The sequence below is a fragment of the Sinorhizobium sp. Y406 genome, from assembly GCF_058732025.1.
The window spans coordinates 2955349-2972809 of sequence record NZ_CM178974.1 but is presented as its reverse complement, the minus strand read 5'-3'; the positions used below and the strand labels follow the sequence as shown (position 1 = coordinate 2972809).

Genomic DNA, 17461 nt, shown 5'->3' with positions numbered 1-17461 from the left:
ATCCGGGCGGCCGACATGACCCGCTTCCAGACGACGCAGACGGTTCCCGAGCGGGCGCGGCGTGCCGGCAAACGTGTCGGTCAATCGCGCGTGGTACCGGAGGAAGTGCCGGTCGCCCTGACCTATGGCGGCTCCACCCATGCGGTGATGATGGCGACCCCCGCCGATCTCGAGGATTTCGCCGTCGGCTTCAGCCTGACGGAGGGCATCATCGCCGATCCGGATCAGATCGAGGCGATCGATGTCGTGGCCGAAGAAAAGGGGATCGACCTGCAAATCACTCTCAAGGACGAGGTGAACGAGGCCCTGCGGCTGCGCCGCCGCCACATGGCGGGGCCGGTCGGCTGCGGGCTCTGCGGGATCGAATCGATCGAGCAGGCCGTGCGCTCTACGCCCGACGTGTCGACATCGCCCCTGAAGCTCAGCGATGAGGACGTGGTCAAGGCAGTCGGGCTTCTCGACGGGCAGCAGCCCCTGCATAACCAAACGCGCGCCGTGCATGGCGCGGCGTTCTATGTGCCGGGGCGGGGCCTGGTTGCCGTTCGCGAGGATGTCGGCCGCCACAACGCGCTCGACAAGCTGACCGGGGCTGCGGCACGCGCCGGCTTCAGGGGCGCCCAGGGAGCCGTCGTCGTCACCTCCCGCGTGTCGGTCGAAATGGTCCAGAAGACCGCCATCGCCGGTAGCCCGATCATCATCGCCATCTCGGCACCGACGGCGCTTGCTATCCGCGCGGCAGAGGAAGCGGGCATGACGCTGGTCGCGCTCGTGCGCGGCGACGAATTCGAAATCTTTACCCATGCCGAACGCATAGAGCGGAGCGAGGAAGTCGCGCGGCTTGCCGCCCGCGTCCCCCTCACGCGCTGAAACCGGAGCCCTTCCCGATGTCCTCTGAGAATTTTAATGCAAAGCTCATCTACATGGCGAACCAGATCGCCACGTTCTTCCAGAGCCAACCGGCGGACGAGGCGGCCGCAGGCGTCGCGACGCACATCAACAAGTATTGGGAGCCGCGCATGCGCCGCAAGCTGTTCGAGCATATCGAGCAGGGCGGCGAGGGGCTGAAGCCTCTGGTGCTGGAAGCGGCTTCGAAGATCCGGCGGCCGGAGGCGGCGTAGCGCCAGCTGATAGCCGGTAAGTTGGAAGAAAAAACCCCTCCCTAACCCCTCCACACAAGGGGGAGGGGCTTGGTGCCTGCGGCGAAATCATGAGATTTCATCAGCTTAGCATCTGTCTGGCTGTTGGAGAGGGTTTGTGGCCGGAGACGGGGTGGCTCAGCGAGTCCTTCCCCTTGTGGGGAGGGGGCTTCTCAGGCCGCGAGGTCTTCCACCTCGCGTTCCTTGAACATCCGCGATAGGTTGAGGAAGCAGATCATGCCGGACTCGTTGGCGATAACGCCTTCGGCGAAGCTTTTGTCGAACGAGGCGGTCACTTCCGGCACCGGCTGCACCTGGCTGCCCTGGACGGTGAGGATGTCGGAGACGCGATCGACGACGAGGCCGATCACCATGTTGTGGACCTCGGCGACGACGATGGCGCTGCGCTCGTTGGCGACGGTCGTTTTCATGCCCAGTTTATGGGCAAGGTCGATGATCGGGATAACGGTGCCGCGCAGGTTCATCACGCCGATTACTTCCGGTGGCGAATGCGGGATGGGCGTCGACGGCGCCCAGCCGCGGATCTCGCGAATGGTCGTCGTCTTGACGCAGAATTCCTGATCATGGAGGCGGAACGCGATGATTTCCAGCGTTTCGCCGTCGAAGCCGGCCGTTTTCAATGTGCCTGTCATCGAAGGTCCTTCAAGCTTATCCGTCGACGCCCGTGCGCCGACTTCGCCAAATCCGTGAGGTTCCCTTCGAATGCGCGCCGCGCCGGTTCGGACGAGAACCATGGTCCGCCGAGGGCATTCGGCGAGGCGCAAGCTGCATCATGCGCGGGTAGTCCGCTTTGCGCGTTGACGGTTATCCTATCCCGGGAATCGTTAAGACTTGCTTTTCCCCTATCGACAATGCGGTGTTCGACCGGCGGCGGCATTTACAGCCGCCGTCATTTGTCGTTCTCAGGCGCCGCGGGTCGGCCGGTCGAGGATGCGGCGGCCGAAAAGGCTTGCGGTGAGTTCGACCAGGACGCGGGCGCTCCTGCCGCGGTCGTCGAGGAAGGGATTGAGTTCGACCAGGTCAAGCGAGGAGACGAGGCCGCTGTCGTAGAGCATTTCCATGATCAGATGGGCTTCGCGGAAGGTGGCGCCGCCCGGAACCGTCGTGCCGACGCCCGGCGCGAGCTCCGGATCCATGAAGTCGACATCGAGGCTCACATGCAGGAGGCCGTTTGCAGCGCGCACCTCATCCAGGATGTGCCGCATGATATGGGCCATGCCCAGCTCGTCGACGGCCCGCATGTCATAGACGTTTACCCCGTGATCGGCGATTTCGTCGCGTTCGCGCGCATCCACCGAGCGGATGCCCACCTGGAACACCCGCTTCGGATCGACCAGCGGCCGGTCCGGCGCAAGGATCGGGGCGAACTCGGCCTCGCCGCAGAAGAACGCAACGGGCATGCCGTGCATGTTGCCCGAGGGAGAGGTCGCCGGCGAATTGAAGTCGGCATGGGCGTCGAGCCAAAGCACGAAGAGCGGCCGACCCACTTCGTCTGCATGTCGCGCCATTCCGGAGACGCTGCCCATCGAGAGCGCGTGGTCGCCGCCCAGGATGATCGGAACATGCCCCTTGCGGGCGGCGTCGTGCACCGCATCGTTGAGCGCCCGGGTGAAAGCGGCAACCATCTGCAGATTGTTGGCGCCCGGGTGGCTGGCGAGGTCGCGCGCCGCGGAAGGCCGGAAATCGCCTTCGTCCTCGACCCCATGGCCGAGTTCAGCAAGAACCGTATCGATGCCGGCGATCCGAAGCGCCGTCGGGCCCATGGCCGCGCCGCGGCGGCCGGAGCCTTCCTCGATGGGTGCGCCGATCAATGTGATGGTTTTCATTTTCCGCCTCTTCCTTTGGTTCGGTTCCCTGGAGCCGGTGCGGATTATCACCGAATGCGATGACGACAAAAAGATGGAAAACTGTCAATCAGAAGGCTACTCTTGGCAAAGTGATAAGCTCGCTTTGGCAAAGTGACGGCATGGACGATCTCGATCAAGCGCTCATCAGCGCGCTGCGGCAAAATTCGCGAACACCCGTGTCGACGCTTTCCGCCTTGACCGGCGTTTCGCGAGCGACGGTTGCTGCGCGGATCGATCGATTGGTGACAAATGGCACGATTGCCGCCTTCACCATCCGCACCGGATCGGAAATCTCCGCCTCCGGCGTACGCGCCGTGGTCATGATCGAGGTGCACGGCAAGATGGCCGACCGCGTGGCCGAGCAATTGCGGGGTCTGCCGCAGGTGCGGGCGCTGCACAGCACCAACGGCCGGTGGGACTTCATTGCCGAACTCGAGGATCGCGATCTTGCAAGCTTCGACGCGACCCTGCGGCGCATCCGGCTGATCGACGGCATCACGATCACGGAATCGAACATCCTGCTCAAGACCAGCAAGATGGCCGGGGCATATTGAGGCACACTGGTTTTTGTTCTTGATTTGTTCTGAGCTTCGTATATCATAGTCGCCTCAGCACAAAGAGAGGCACAGGAACGACGCGGTCTTCGGCGTCGTTCCATTTCAATCGTCACAAGTCGGTCGCGTTTGCTGTTCCGGGTCGGACTGGTCCAGACAGGCGCGACCTATGGAGGGATGTCATGCTCGGTTTTCCAGGCGGCCCGCAGGCGCGGCAGATTTGCATAAAACTGTTCGTCAGGCATGGGGAAGAGGAGCGCGCGATCGCCTTCTATCGTGACGTCTTCGGTGCGGAACTCCTCCGTCGCCATGAATGGAGCGGGATTTTGACGAGCGCGGATCTCTGCGTCGGCGATTCCCTATTCAGGGTGGCGGGCGCCAATCCGCGCCGGGATGCGGAACCGCGGCTCGGCGGTCCGCGCTCGCCGCACGCTCTCGGCACGACCGCGGCAATTCTGGAACTCCATGTCGACGACGTGGATCGGGTGCTCGAGCGCGCGATCGGCGCCGGCGCAAGCCTGCGCAACGCAGTCGAGACGCTGCCAACGGGGGATCGCGTCGGCGCGCTCATCGATCCCTTCGGTCACATCTGGGCGCTCTTCACGCTCACGGACGAGGGGGAGGTGCTGGACACGTTCACCGCCGAGCGGAATGCCGCGTGATCGGAGAGACTTGCTCCTCCGACCCTTCGCGTGGCCATTTGCTAAATCCCTCCCCCACCCCTCCCCACAAGGGGGAGGGGTCTCACCTGCTGCTCCCGCCTCGCTCCTCTCCGCCGTCGCTGCTGCGAGAGAGGGTGAATGAAGCTGAGGCGGCGCTGCAAATTCCTGCCCCTCCCCTTGTGGGGAGGGGGCAGCGCCAACCTCTTGTCTTCTCTTAGTATTCCCTCTCGAAGAAGACGCCGCCGGATGCCGAGCCGTCGCCGGCCGCCGAGCCCTTCAGCTTCACGCCGCGGCCGATATCGAGATTGATCGTCGCCTTGCTGGACGCCGAGTCGGAGCCCTGTTGCAGTTCTATATAGGTTCGGTCGTTGAGGTACTTGCCGGCGCGCAGCTGTGCGCCGCCGCTTTCGTCGGTGGTGATGTCGAGATCGTCGACGCCGAGCCTGTTGCGCAGACCATCGAGCAGCGAGGTCGAGCCGCCGCCGGCGAGCTGGCTGACTGCGGTGGCAAGTTGCGCGATCTGGAAGGCCGACAGGTTGTTCAGCGACCGGTTGAAGATCAGTTGCGCCAGGATTTCGTCCTGCGGCAGCGCCGGGGAGGAGGAGAAGGTCACCGCCGGATTGTTGGCGGGGCCGGCGATGGTGACGGTAATGGTCGTCGAGCCCGCGCTCGAGGTCGCGTCGAGGTCGAGAGTCGGTACGAGATCGCCGCCAAAGCCGATATGGCCTTCCGTGAAGGTCAGACGCTTCCCAAGGATCTCGAGGCGACCACGCCGCATGTCGAAGCCGCCTGAGACGATCGGTTGGCTGGCCGTGCCGCGGATCGTGAGATTCCCGCCGAGTTCGGCATCGATGCCGCGTCCGCGCACGAAGAACTGCCCGGGCGAACGGACGTCGAGATTGAAGGCAATGATGCCGTCGCCGTTGACGCCGGCATCGGCCGGCTTGTCCCGGAGCACCTCATTCGCCATCTTCCGGACCCCAGCCGGCGCATTCCTGTGTTCGATGTTGATCGAGGCCAGCGAAGCCGGCAGCTTCTCGGGAATCGTGATCGCCGCTCTGCGGACCGACATTTGGCCGCCGAGGACCGGCGTTGCGGTGAGCGGACCCGTGAGCGTCAGATCCCCCGTAAGATTGGCCATGAACAAGGTGCCGTCGATATAGGTGGCATCATTCAGGCGGATTCTCATATCCGCCGGGAAGCCGGAGCCTGGCGTTATGCCGACGCTGCCGCTTGCCTGGATCGATCCGCCCGTTGCAAGATTGGCCGAGAGATCGGAGATCCTTGCCTGCTGCCCGTCAAGCGTGACATTGGCCGCGAGGTTGTTGAGGGCGAGATTGCGCCGGACGTCGACGAGACGGCTGCCGCTTGTCGATAGGGTGCCTGCGATCCGCGGCGACCTTGCGGAACCTGAGAGCGTAAGATTGACATCGGCCGACCCGGTGAGGGTGAAGCCCTGTTCCGCCATGACGCCTGCAAGCAGCGTGAAGGGCACGTCTCCTGTAAAGGTCATTTCGAGCGGCATGGTGCCGCCGAGATCGACATGGCCGCCACCCCGGAAGGACAACTCGCCGGGACCGGACACCGTTGCCTCGACCGTGACGCGATTGCCGGCATATCGGCCGGTGGCCGAAACATCGAGTGCGGCCACACCGGCGCCGCGCGTGGTGGCGAGCGAGGCATCGCTCCAACGAAGATCATAGGTAATGACGGGCTCGCCGGCGCTTCCCTTGACCTCGACCGTGCCGTTGATCGAGCCTGCGGCCTCCAGCGTCGGGGCAAAGGTATTGATAAGGCCGGCAGGCAGTGCGTTCAGCCTCGCCGAAATGTCCAGCATTTCCCCCGCAGTGCCGGTGACGTCAATGGTGCCATCCGACGCCCGTATGGTCATTTCGCCAAGTCGGACGACGCCGTTCTCGATGGTGATCACGGCGGGTTCGGCAAGGCTCAGGGGGATGTTCCGCGGAGCGGCCGTGAAGGAGGTGAGGCGAATTTCCGTGCGGTCACCGGCTCTCGCCAGATCGCCCTTGGCGGTAAGCGGACTGCCATCATATCGGCCGTCGACGGCAAAGCCCGTCCTCTCGCCCTGCTGGTCGAAGGTGAGGTTGACATCGGTCACGCGGTTTTCGCCTTGCATGACGCTCTCGGCCTTGGCGCTGCCCCGGATCGCCAGCTCGCTGACATCGGCGATGCTGATGTCCACGAAGGGCTTGGCAATCGTCAGCGCGCCGCGCTTGATGGCGCTGCCGGAGGCGTTCAGCGAAACCGAGGTCGTGCCATCGGCGGTCCGCACGGCTGCCGAGCCGGAAAGGTCGCCGGAGGCCTGCTGCCCGGCCATGGCGGCGATCAGGCCGAGATCGGGCAGACTGAAGTTGATCGTGCCTTGGGGCCTGAAATCCTGGGTGAGATCGAGTGCGCCCGTCACGCGGTTGTCGCCGATCGTCGCCTCAAGCGTCGGGATGGACGTGCGTCCTTCCCTCGAAACCACTTCGGCCCGGACGTCTATTGCCTGTCCGTCGAGCGCGCCGGTCGCGCTGAGCTTCGCCTGAGGGCTGCCCGGCTCCAGCGTCGCGTCGGCGCTGATCGTCAGGTCCGTCAGGGAACGGCCGGCGAGCGTGGCGCCGCTCGAGGTGATCTCTCCCTTCAGGCTCAGCGCATCGAGCGGACCGGAGATGTCGGCATTGAAGGACGCCTGTCCTCGCGCATCGCCCAGAAGCTTGCCGAGGTCCGGCAACGCACCCTCGACCTTGGCCGTCAGCGCACCCTCGGCAAGGGCTGCGGTACCGGTGGCGGTAACCGTCCCGGAGGTGATCTCGAGCGCACTCAACCGCGTGGCCTCTCCTCCGGTCTCGATCTTGCCCGAAACGGTCACGGGCGCGTCGAAACGCGTTGCCAGCCCGGCAGGCAGCGCATTCGGTTCGGCCGTGAGTTCGAACTCGACCTCGGCCGTCGTGCTGGTCCGGTCGAGCGTGCCGGTAATGCTGCCGCGGAACTCTGCACCTTCGATCGCCGTCGGATCGAAGCGGATGGCCGCTTCGGTGACGGTGATTTTGCCGCTGGCATTCAGGTCGCGCGCGGCGATCTCGATCGATCGCGTCGATGCGACGGAAGCCTCGCTCCAGGCGAGATCGTAATCGACGACCGGCGACTGAGCCTCGCCGCTTACCTTGGCGCTGCCCGAAATCGTGCCCTGCGCCCCAAGTGTTGGTGCGAAGCGATCGATCAGGCCGGCGGGCAGGGCGTCTATTCGTGCCGTGAGGTCAAGCTTGTCGCCGGCGGTGCCGGTGATCGTGACGGTGCCGGTGGCGGCGCGGATCGTCAGCCCGTCGAGGCGGGCTGCACCGTCTTCGATCGCCACGGCTGTCGGGCCCGCAAGCTCGAGCGGCACGCCCCTCGGTGCGGCGGAAACGGAGGAAAGGTGGATCTCGGCGCCACCGGCATTCTGGCTAAACTCGCCCGATGCGGTCAGCGGTGCACCGTCATAGCTGCCCTGCAGCGAAAAGTCGGTTGCGGCCTGCCGCTGTTCGAGGGTGATGCCGAGTTCCGACACGCGGTTGTTCCCGAGCGCGAGGCTCTCCGCCTGGATCTGGCCGCTCATGATTGCCGGCCTGGCGATGTCGGCTATGCGGATGTCCACCTCCGGCGTAGCGACCGTTATCGCGCCGAGCGCGACATGGGTGCCCTGCGCCTTGATGGCGACGGATGTCGTGCTGTCGGTCGTCTCTATGGTCGCGGTGCCGGACAGGTCGCCGGAGACCTGCTGGCCCCGCATGCTTGTGATGAGGCCGAGGTCCGACAGGTCGAAATTGATCGTGCCGCTCGGCTTGAAACCGGAGCTGAGATCGAGCCTGCCGGTCAGCCGGTTGCCACCGACCGTTCCTTCGATGGTTGGCACCGAGGTGCGGCCGTCTTGCGAAACCACGTCGGCGCGCAGGTCGATCGGCTGCCCGTCGAGCGTGCCGGTTGCAGTGACTTTCGCCTGCGGGGCGCCGGATACCACCGTTCCATCGGCGTTGATCGTAAGATCGTTGAGCGTGCGGCCGCCAAGCGTGGCGCCGGTGGATGTCACCTCCGCCTTGATGCCGGGCTTTGCGAGAGGACCCTCGATGGCTGCGCGAAAGGCGGCAGGCCCTGCGGCATCGTCAATGATCCTGCCGAGATCGGGCAGTTGGCCGGAGAGATCTGCCGTCAGGGTCTCGCCCGCAAGGGCGAGCGAGCCGGAGGCGGCAAGCGTTTCCGACTTGACCTCAAGCTTGCTCAGTTCGATCCGTCCATCCGCTTCGGCCGAGAGATTGCCGGAAAGGGCAATCGTGCCGTCGAACTTTCCGGCGATCGCGGGCGGAAGAACCTCGGGGATCACAAAAAGCTTGAACGCAGCCTCGATCAGCCCGCTGGAGCGGTCGAGTGCGCCGCTGACGGTGCCGCCGATGCTGGCGCTCTCGATCGTCAGCGGATCGAAACGGATCGTCTCCGGGGCGACGGCAAGCATGCCTTCGACCTCAAACGGCGCCTGTATCGCCCTGTCGAGTTCCGCGCTCGCAAAACGGCTTTCGCCGATTTCCAGGGTCGTCTTCAGCACTCCCCTCTGCGCTTGCAGATCGAATGCGTCGCTTCGCGCCGACAGCCGTATGTCTCCGAGGGAACCCTGCGGCAGTTCGACGGACGCGACATCGGCGGCGATATCGAGGATCGCCGATTGCCCGTCGCCGACCAGCGACAGATTGGCCGTGTTGATCAGCGCCCGCAGATCTCCGTCCCCGATCGGCCAGCGGAAGTCGACCGGGGCGTCCGTGCCGGCGAGGCTTGCCTGCAGATTGTTCTCGCCGCGGCTGTCGATCCTTCCCGAGGCATTGAGCGTCAGCGCGCCGGTGGAAAGCCTGCCGGACTCGATGCGGATCATGCTCTCGGCGTCGAAGGCGGCGGCAAGGTCGATTTCGGTCGTGCCCTCGAAGAGCGGCTTGAGGGCGGCCGGCATCAGCGGCGCGAAAGCGCCGCCGCCGGAAAGCGTAAGATTGTGCATGCCGTCGGCGGCGAGGACGTGGCGCCCCCGGAGACGAAGAATTTCCGTGCCGTCGAGCGCGGCGGTGCCCGATCCTGCCCAGTCGGAGAGCGGGCCTTCGCCGGTCAGCGCGATATCGACGGCCGGTTCGCCCGACAGGCGCAGCAGCTTCGCCAGTGTCCCGCCTTTCGGTTCGGAAAGCTTTGCTTCGATCTTCAACTGGTTGCCGGCCGGATCGAACACGAGATCGGCGACGGCGCGCGCCTCGCGGCGGTCGCGCTCGGATGCCTCGAAGGCGAGAGCCACGCTCGAATCGGTGGCGTGAACGCTGCCGGTTGCCGTCAGGAACTGGTCCTCACCTGCGATCGCCTCGCCGATCACGATCTCGTTCAGCTCGAACGCGTCGACTTTCACGTCGAGCGGTGGCGTCAAGGTCGAACGTACCTCCTCCGTCTCATGCGATGGAACCGGCATCCGTTCCAGCCGGACGGAGCCGGCTGAGACCTTCGACGCGTCGAAGCGCATGGAGAGCAGGTCCGCCGGCGACCAGTCGATTGCCAGATCCCGCACCTCCGCATAGATGCCCTCTCCATCGAAGAGCGTCACACTGCCGGCGGTGAATTGCCCAGCCAGCAAAGGGCTCGGATCGGAGATGCGAACGATCTGGTCGGGGGTTGCCGCGTATTTCTCGATCGCCCAGGCGACCACCCGCGCGCCGGGCGTCGTGAAACCCAGAAAGCCGATGGCGAGGAGCAATAGCACCAACGCGACGGCGAAGACGGCAGACAGATAGCGCAATGCGAGCCGGAGAAAGCGGATGACCTGATTCATATCCTATCCATAGCCCATGTTACGCCGCTCTGGAATCGGCAGGACGGAGGTGGGGTGCCGCAACGATGATTATAACAGGCCGATCGGCACAAATCAGAAAGATTGGCCGATTCCAGCATAAATGCCGTAATCGGTGCCCCCGGGATATTTGTTGAGCGGCACCGCGAAATCGAGCCGGATCGGCCCGAAGGGCGTCGCATAGCGCAGGCCGATACCGGCGCCGGCGCGGACATCCGAAAAGTCCGGCAGTTCGCCCGCCGAGACGCTGCCCGCATCGATGAAAGGTACGATGCCCACCGTGTCGGTGACCGCAATGCGCGCCTCCAGCGAACCGCTCACATAGGATCGGCCGCCGGTTTGCTGGTTGTCGGCATTGCGCGGGCCGATCTCCTGGAAGGCGTAGCCGCGCACCGAGCCGCCGCCGCCGAGATAGAAGCGCCGCGGCGCCGGAATGTCGGCGAGTTCGCCGCCACCGACAAGTGTGCCAGCGCCGATCCTGCCGGCGAGCACGAAACGGTTCTCGGGTCCGAGGGCCTGATAGCCGGAGGCGGTGGCCTCGAATGAGCTGAAGAAGGTCTTTCCCTCGATCTCGTAGCTTGGCTTAGCGCTGATCAGCGCACGGTAGCCTTCCTTCGCGTTCAGCTTGTCGTCGCGGGTATCGCGAACATATTCGAGCGGAATGGCGGCGGTGAGATAGCGGTTTGACCCGAATGCGTCGTCGACATCGGCCAGGCTCAGCTCCGCGCCGGCCGAGACCGTATCCTCCGGCGAAAGCTCGAAACCGGCGCCCGCCGCCGCCGTAATGGTCTTGGCGCGATAGGCATCCGGGTCGGAGATGGCAGCCTTCACGCTCGCCGTGAAGGTCGATGCCGGGCCGAAGGCGCCGGGTTTCGCAAAGAGGATGCTGGCGGAATAGTCGAGCCCGCCGATATCCGCCGTTTCACCGATTCGATCGACCGAGCCCTCGATCCGTATCGACTCGGCGCGGCCGAAGAGATTGCGGTGACCCCAGTAGCCCTGCAGGCCAAGGCCGTCGGTCGTCGAGACCTGGCCGCCGAAGCCGAAATAGCGGTGCTTGCCCTCTGAAACCTGAATGGTCATCGGAATGGTACCGTTCGGCGCAAGCCGATCGGCTTCAGTAATGGTGACGCTGGAAAAGACATTCAACTGCCGCAGACGCTCGGCCGCCTTGCGGATGTTTTCCGGCGAGTAGGGCCGACCCTCGTTGAGGCGCGAATAATCGCGCACGAATGTCGGATCGACGGTCCTTGTGCCGGTGACCGTGAGATCGCCGACGGGGGCGACCGGGCCGCCCTCGGCGGCGATCGTGACGTCGACCGTCGAAGTGGCGTGGTCGGCAACGACGCTGCGTTCGGTAAGGTTCGCAAGAGGCCGGCTCTGTTCCTTCAGATCGGCGACGATCTGCTCGCCTGCCCTGATGATCAGCGTCGAGTTGGCACGTGCGCCGGGCGTAAGCCCGTACGCAGAAGGGGCGAACTGCGCCGCATCGCCTTGCAGAGTTACCCTGCCCAATGTGAATACCGGCCCCGGGGTGACCCGCACCGCCACCGGCACCGCGCCATCCGGAAAGGAGGGATCCGGCGGCAGCGTTTCGATGTCCTGCCCATTGATCTGGATGCTGACGACACCGCCATAGCGTGCGTTTTCATAGAGAGCCGCAAGCAGGCGTTCCCGGTCGTCGCGCGCCTTGATCAAGAGGCCAAGGTCACCGGAAACCGGTTTGTCGCGATCCTGGTAAAGCCTGGATGCGTTTTCGAGCGCCTCGCGCAGATCCGCGTCGTCCGCGCCGGATTCGAAAGTGAGGGCATAGCGGACAGGGTCGATGACCTGGATCTCCTCCTCCGCGCTTTCGAAGAGCCGCAGGCCGAAGATGTTGATCGCAAGCGCCTTACCGGCGGAAAACGGGCCAAGCGCCGTCGACGCCGCAAGGACAAACGCCGCCGCTCCCTTCCAGTGCGCAGTACTCGACCGTGGTGGCGACATTCCCTCCGCATCCCGTTTCAGGCGACTCTTTACTCACTGCCTGCTTGTGCGGCAATGGCCATGTTAGCATGGCATGGTTCCCCATTTGTTAATGATCGTGGCGCGGTCGTTCCATTCCGGGAAGGGGAGTCGGCCGATGTATCTGACAAAATCGGCGGGCGATGTGGTCCCAGGAGCACACGCTCGCTGTGCAAAGCAGACGCTGCACAACGGTCGTTGCGCCGAAAATTACGACGCCACTGCAGAATGTTGGTGCAGGAGTATGCCGCCGAAGAAGCTTTCCGAGGTTAAGACGAATGCTGGCAAACCGGAATCACCTTCTCCCGCGCGGAGTCAGGCCTGACCACCAAGCTCGCGGTGTATCCCTACCGCGCGCAGTACGGAAGCGAGCCTGCCCGGACCCCGAGCGCCGTTGAAATCTCCGCCTAGCGCCTTCAATGCGTAGCGCTCCTGGTTGATTTCTTCGGCGGTGCGGAATCCCAGTCTTCTAAGTACAGGCAAAGGGGGCACCAGCCTTGGATCGCGTGCTGAAACAGAAAGCCGGTGACGATAGCGGGAAGGGCGAGCCACCGCCGATCAACCGTCGCCGTGAGTGCGACACCGGTGAAGGCAAGCAACGATGCATTAGCTTCGAGCGTCCGCTCGATATCCCACTCGAGATCCAGTTCGGCCAGTCTCTGCTCGATCTCTTCCGGATGCGACTCGTAGTGGGCAAGCCGTTCCTCGGTCTCCTGCCGGATTCTGCGATTGATCTCGCGCGAGGTCTGGCTGCTTACCCGGTGGGCCGTCGCGATCATGCCGATGCTCCTCGTTTGGCGGAACCTCTGTGAGCCGCAAAAGTTCCGTTGCGGGACTAACGTGGTCGCCAATTCGGCGCATGGTCAAAAAAAAAGAGCCCCCGGACCGCAATCGCGCCGGGGGCTTCCTTTTCGTTGGTCGCCGCAATCAGCAGGCGTCGATATAGCGGCGGCCGTAGCGGTCGCGGTAGTAGCACTGGCCCGGCTGCTCGGTGACATGGCCGATGACCGCGCCGGACACGCCGCCGATGGCTGCGCCGACGGCCGCGCCGCGTACGTCGTTCGTGATCGCGCCGCCGATGATCGCGCCCGAGGCGGCACCGATGCCGGCACCCTTTTCCGTTTGCGTGCAGCTTGCGACCGCCAGGGCGACCAGCACAAGTGCGATGGCTTTCTTCATCTTGTCCTCTCCGAATTCTACGGATCTCAGCCTGTCGCCTCGTCCGTCTCCTGGGTGATGGAAGGGCAGCGCAACCGGCTGCTTCCCCTTTGAATTTGCAACCTGGAAGATAATCCACTGTCCGGCAATGTCTACGGGAGGCGGCGAATCTTCCTCGGCAAGATAATGTCATCTTTCCTGAACAGAAGATGAAGGCGGTTGCCAGGCCGGAACAGACGGCGGCGGAATTTTTGCCGTTCCGTGGCCGCAAACGGTTGCGACATTTGAAAAAAAGACAAATGATGCAGCGTGCCAGTTCGGCCCGGGAGGAGTGGGCGCTGGCAGAGGGCATCGATTTCAGTGGGCGCGTCCTTCCGTCGCGTGAACAGATCTCACCCGACTTCAAGGCCGCGCTCGAGTTGGCACCGACCAACCCCCGGAGGAGCGAAATGGCGAAAATAACGATGACGGTCAACGGCCGCCAGGTGACGGGCACCTGCGACGACCGGACGCTGCTGGTGCACTTCATCCGCGAAAATCTCGGACTGACGGGGACGCATGTCGGCTGCGACACGACGCAGTGCGGCACTTGCGTCATCCTGATGGACGGCCGATCGGTCAAGAGCTGTTCGATCCTCGCCGCCCAGGCGGAGGGATCGGCGATCACGACCATCGAAGGGCTGGCGCAACAGGGCGAGCTTCATCCGGTCCAGGCGGCCTTCAATGCGCATCACGGCCTGCAATGCGGCTTCTGCACGCCGGGCATGGTCATGACCGCCGTCGACATGATCCGCCGCCATGGCGGCAATCTCGACGAGGCGACGGTGCGTGCCGAGCTCGAGGGCAATATCTGTCGCTGCACCGGCTATCACAATATCGTCAAGGCGATCCTGGCCGCGGCCGCCGAGATGGGCGGCGGCGCACGCCAGGCCGCGGAATGAGCGGGGGCACAGATTCGTCGGGACGCGGGATGCGGGCGGAAAACCGCATCGGAATTCCAGGAGTGTGCTGAATATCTCGGGAGGAGATAGGCAATGGGTGTTGAAGGGATTGGCGCGCCGGTCGCGCGCAAGGAAGACAGGCGGTTCCTCACCGGCAAGGGGCGCTACACGGACGACATGAGGGTGCCGGGCATGAAATATGCGGTCTTCGTGCGCAGCCCGCATGCGCATGCCAGGATCGCGAGGATCGACGCGACGGACGCGAAGGCCATGCCCGGCGTCATCGACGTGCTCGACGGAGAGCAATTGCTGGCTGACGGAATCGGCAATCTCATCTGCGGCTGGATGATCCATTCGAAGGACGGCTCGCCGATGAGGATGGGCGTCTGGCGGCCGCTTGCGGACAAGACCGTGCGCTATGTGGGCGATGCGGTCGCGGTCGTCGTGGCCGACAGCGTCGCCGAGGCCCGCGACGCGGCGGAAGCGGTGATCGTCGATTATGATCCTTTACCGGTGGTCACGGATCCGGTGCAGGCGCTGGGTGACGGCCAGCCTCAGATCCATTCAGAAGCTCCAGGCAACCTGATCTTCGACTGGGAGATCGGCGATGCTGCCGCGGTCGACCGGGCGATTGCCGGCGCAGCGCATGTGACGGAGCTCAAGGTCCTCAACAACCGCCTGTCGCCCAACCCGATGGAACCGCGCGCAACTCTCGGCATTTACGATCCGGGCGACGACCACTACACCTGCTACACGACCAGCCAGAACCCGCATGTGGCGCGCCTGGTGATGAGCGCCTTTTATAACGTCGCGCCGGAGAACAAGCTGAGGGTGATCGCGCCCGATGTCGGCGGCGGCTTCGGCTCCAAGATCTACATCTATCCGGAGGAGATCGTCTGTCTCTGGGCGTCCAAGCGCACCGGCGTGCCGGTCAAGTGGACCTCGGACCGCACCGAGGCATTCCTCACCGATGCGCATGGCCGCGACCATGTTTCGACCGTGCAAATGGCTTTCGACGCGAACCATCGGATCACGGCGCTGAAGGTCGATACGATCTCCAATCTCGGCGCCTATATGTCGCTCTTTTCCTCGGCCGTGCCGACCTATCTCTATGCGACCCTGCTCTCCGGGCAATACGACATCCCGGCGATACACGCCAATGTCCGCACGGTCTATACGAACACCGCCCCGGTCGACGCCTATCGCGGCGCCGGTCGCCCGGAAGCGACCTATCTCCTGGAACGGACGATGGAAACGGCGGCGCGCGAGCTCGGCATTTCGCCGGCCGAACTCCGGCGCATCAACTTCATCCGGTCGTTCCCGCACCAGACGCCGGTCATCATGAATTATGACGCCGGCGACTACGATGCGTCGCTCAATGCCGCCATGGCGGCCGCCGATGTCGACGGCTTTGCCGCGCGCAGGGCGGAATCGGAGCGGCGCGGCATGAGACGCGGCATCGGCATGAGCTGCTATATCGAAGCTTGCGGAATTGCGCCCTCGGCCGCGGTCGGTTCGCTTGGCGCCGGCGTCGGCCTATGGGAGTCGGCCGAGGTCCGGGTCAACGCGGTTGGCACGATCGAGGTGATGACCGGCTCGCACAGCCACGGCCAGGGCCACGAGACCACCTTTGCCCAGCTCGTCGCCGACCGGCTGGGCGTGCCGATCGACAGCATCAACATCGTGCATGGCGATACCGACAAGGTGCAGATGGGGATGGGCACCTACGGCTCTCGTTCGGGTGCGGTCGGCATGTCGGCGATCGTCAAGGCGCTGGACAAGGTCGAAGCCAAGGCGAAGAAGATCGCGGCGCACATCATGGAGGCCGACGAGAGCGATATCGTCGTCGAGGACGGCGCGCTCAAGGTTGCCGGCACCGACAAGTCGATCCCCTGGTCTCAGGTGGCGCTCGCCGCTTATACCGCCCACAACCTGCCCGCCGGCATGGAGCCGGGTCTCAAGGAGGGCGCCTTCTATGATCCGGCCAATTTCACCTTCCCGGCCGGCTGCTACATCTGCGAGGTGGAGGTCGATCCGGAAACGGGCAAGACGACGATCGTCCAGTTCGTCGCAGCAGATGATTTCGGCAATATCATCAATCCGATGATCGTCGAGGGGCAAGTGCATGGCGGCATTGCCCAGGGAATCGGGCAGGCGCTGCTCGAAGGCGTGCATTACGATCCGGACAGCGGGCAGTTGTTGACGGCGAGCTACATGGATTACGCCATGCCGCGCGCCGATGACCTGCCGTCCTTCCGCGTATCGACGACCAATACGCCATGCCCGAACAATCCGCTCGGCATCAAGGGATGCGGTGAGGCGGGGGCGATCGGATCACCGCCGGCACTGATCAACGCGATCACCGACGCAATCGGCAACAATGCGGTCACCATGCCGGCGACGCCCGAAAAGGTCTGGGCCGCCGCGCAGGCCGGCCATTGATCGGGAGGAACGAGAATGTACGAGACCAATTATCGCCGTGCCTCTTCGATCGACGAGGCACTGAAGCTCATGGGGTCCGCTGCGGAGGGCAAATATCTTTCCGGCGGCATGACACTTATTCCCACCATGAAGCAGCGGCTCGCTGCGCCGAGCGACCTCATCGATCTCAGGCACATCGCCGAAATGAAGGGCATCACGGTCGACGGGCGGACGGTCACGATCGGCGCGGCATCGACGCATGAGGAGGTCGCGACCTCGGAACGAGTAAAGGCCGTCTGTCCCGCCCTTTGCGCGCTGGCGAGCCACATCGGCGATCCGCATGTCCGTCACATGGGCACGATCGGCGGCTCCGTCGCCAATAATGATCCGGCGGCGGACTATCCGGCGGCCATCCTGGCGCTCGACGCGATGGTGGTCACGGACAGGCGGGAAATCAGGGCCGGCGATTTCTTCACCGGATTGTTCGAGACGGTACTCAGTGATCGCGAAATCATCATCGCCATCCGCTTCGAGGCACCCGAAAGGGCGAGCTATCAGAAGTTCGCCAACCCGGCTTCACGCTATGCGATGACGGGCGTGTTCGTCGCCCGTCGCGACGTTGGCGACGTTCGCGTCGCCGTGACCGGGGCCGGCTCCAACGGCGTGTTCCGCCATGCGGGCCTCGAATCGGCGCTTGCCGGCAACTGGTCGCCGGACGCGGTGGCGAACGTGACGGTCGATCCCTCGGACCTGCTTTCCGACCTTCATGCGACCGCACCCTATCGCGCCAATCTCATCAAGGTGATGACGAAGCGCGCCGTGGCGGCCGCGTGAAAGGGGGGACTTTGCATCGGAAAAGGGCGGCAGCG

General features: G+C 64.3%; 12 protein-coding genes and 1 pseudogene. 7 read left to right on the top strand and 6 right to left on the bottom strand.

What is annotated here, in order from left to right:
* Positions 1-15 precede the first annotated feature (15 nt).
* Together fdhD and AC4P1R_RS14060 are read left to right on the top strand one after the other, a co-directional pair.
* Entirely contained in the window at positions 16-867 is an 852-nt protein-coding gene (fdhD, locus tag AC4P1R_RS14065; RefSeq protein ID WP_069458949.1) for a formate dehydrogenase accessory sulfurtransferase FdhD, read from the top strand.
* Between the two features lie 17 nt (positions 868-884).
* The gene (locus AC4P1R_RS14060; RefSeq protein WP_151611669.1) at positions 885-1118 is read left to right on the top strand and encodes a formate dehydrogenase subunit delta; all 234 of its coding nucleotides are present in this window, start codon (positions 885-887) and stop codon (positions 1116-1118) included.
* Positions 1119-1309: 191 nt separating this feature from the next.
* On the opposite strand, the gene AC4P1R_RS14055 is transcribed toward AC4P1R_RS14060, so the two are convergent.
* Complete coding sequence (locus AC4P1R_RS14055; protein ID WP_069458661.1) at positions 1310-1789, bottom strand: chemotaxis protein CheW; 480 nt, start codon at positions 1787-1789, stop codon at positions 1310-1312.
* A gap of 270 nt (positions 1790-2059) precedes the next feature.
* Positions 2060-2983, bottom strand: a complete 924-nt coding sequence (gene rocF / locus AC4P1R_RS14050) for an arginase (RefSeq protein WP_069458660.1) — start codon at positions 2981-2983, stop codon at positions 2060-2062.
* 140 nt (positions 2984-3123) lie between these two features.
* Between rocF and AC4P1R_RS14045 the strand changes: the two genes are divergently transcribed.
* Positions 3124-3558 carry an Lrp/AsnC family transcriptional regulator gene (locus AC4P1R_RS14045; RefSeq protein ID WP_069458659.1) on the top strand — a complete coding sequence of 145 codons (435 nt, stop codon included), beginning with the start codon at positions 3124-3126 and terminating at the stop codon, positions 3556-3558.
* A 182-nt stretch (positions 3559-3740) separates the two neighbouring features.
* Positions 3741-4220 carry a VOC family protein gene (locus AC4P1R_RS14040; protein ID WP_151611668.1) on the top strand — a complete coding sequence of 160 codons (480 nt, stop codon included), beginning with the start codon at positions 3741-3743 and terminating at the stop codon, positions 4218-4220.
* 214 nt (positions 4221-4434) lie between these two features.
* On the opposite strand, the gene AC4P1R_RS14035 is transcribed toward AC4P1R_RS14040, so the two are convergent.
* From AC4P1R_RS14035 to AC4P1R_RS14020, 4 genes and pseudogenes are all read right to left on the bottom strand, one after another.
* Entirely contained in the window at positions 4435-10050 is a 5616-nt protein-coding gene (locus AC4P1R_RS14035) for a translocation/assembly module TamB domain-containing protein (protein ID WP_492177120.1), read from the bottom strand.
* Positions 10051-10143: 93 nt separating this feature from the next.
* Positions 10144-12054: an autotransporter assembly complex protein TamA gene (locus AC4P1R_RS14030; protein ID WP_492177119.1), complete on the bottom strand. Its 1911-nt coding sequence runs from the start codon at positions 12052-12054 to the stop codon at positions 10144-10146.
* Positions 12055-12387: 333 nt separating this feature from the next.
* A pseudogene (locus AC4P1R_RS14025) lies at positions 12388-12851 on the bottom strand (hypothetical protein).
* A gap of 148 nt (positions 12852-12999) precedes the next feature.
* A complete protein-coding gene (locus AC4P1R_RS14020) occupies positions 13000-13251 on the bottom strand; it encodes a YMGG-like glycine zipper-containing protein (RefSeq protein WP_069458654.1) in 252 nt (83 codons plus the stop codon).
* Positions 13252-13679: 428 nt separating this feature from the next.
* Between AC4P1R_RS14020 and AC4P1R_RS14015 the strand changes: the two genes are divergently transcribed.
* From AC4P1R_RS14015 to AC4P1R_RS14005, 3 genes are all read left to right on the top strand, one after another.
* Positions 13680-14171, top strand: coding sequence for a (2Fe-2S)-binding protein (locus AC4P1R_RS14015; protein ID WP_069458948.1), 492 nt, complete (start codon positions 13680-13682; stop codon positions 14169-14171).
* Positions 14172-14264: 93 nt separating this feature from the next.
* Positions 14265-16613 (top strand): xanthine dehydrogenase family protein molybdopterin-binding subunit, encoded by a 2349-nt coding sequence (locus tag AC4P1R_RS14010; RefSeq protein WP_492177118.1) that lies wholly within the window; start codon positions 14265-14267, stop codon positions 16611-16613.
* Between the two features lie 15 nt (positions 16614-16628).
* Positions 16629-17426: an FAD binding domain-containing protein gene (locus AC4P1R_RS14005; RefSeq protein WP_225191947.1), complete on the top strand. Its 798-nt coding sequence runs from the start codon at positions 16629-16631 to the stop codon at positions 17424-17426.
* Positions 17427-17461 lie beyond the last annotated feature (35 nt).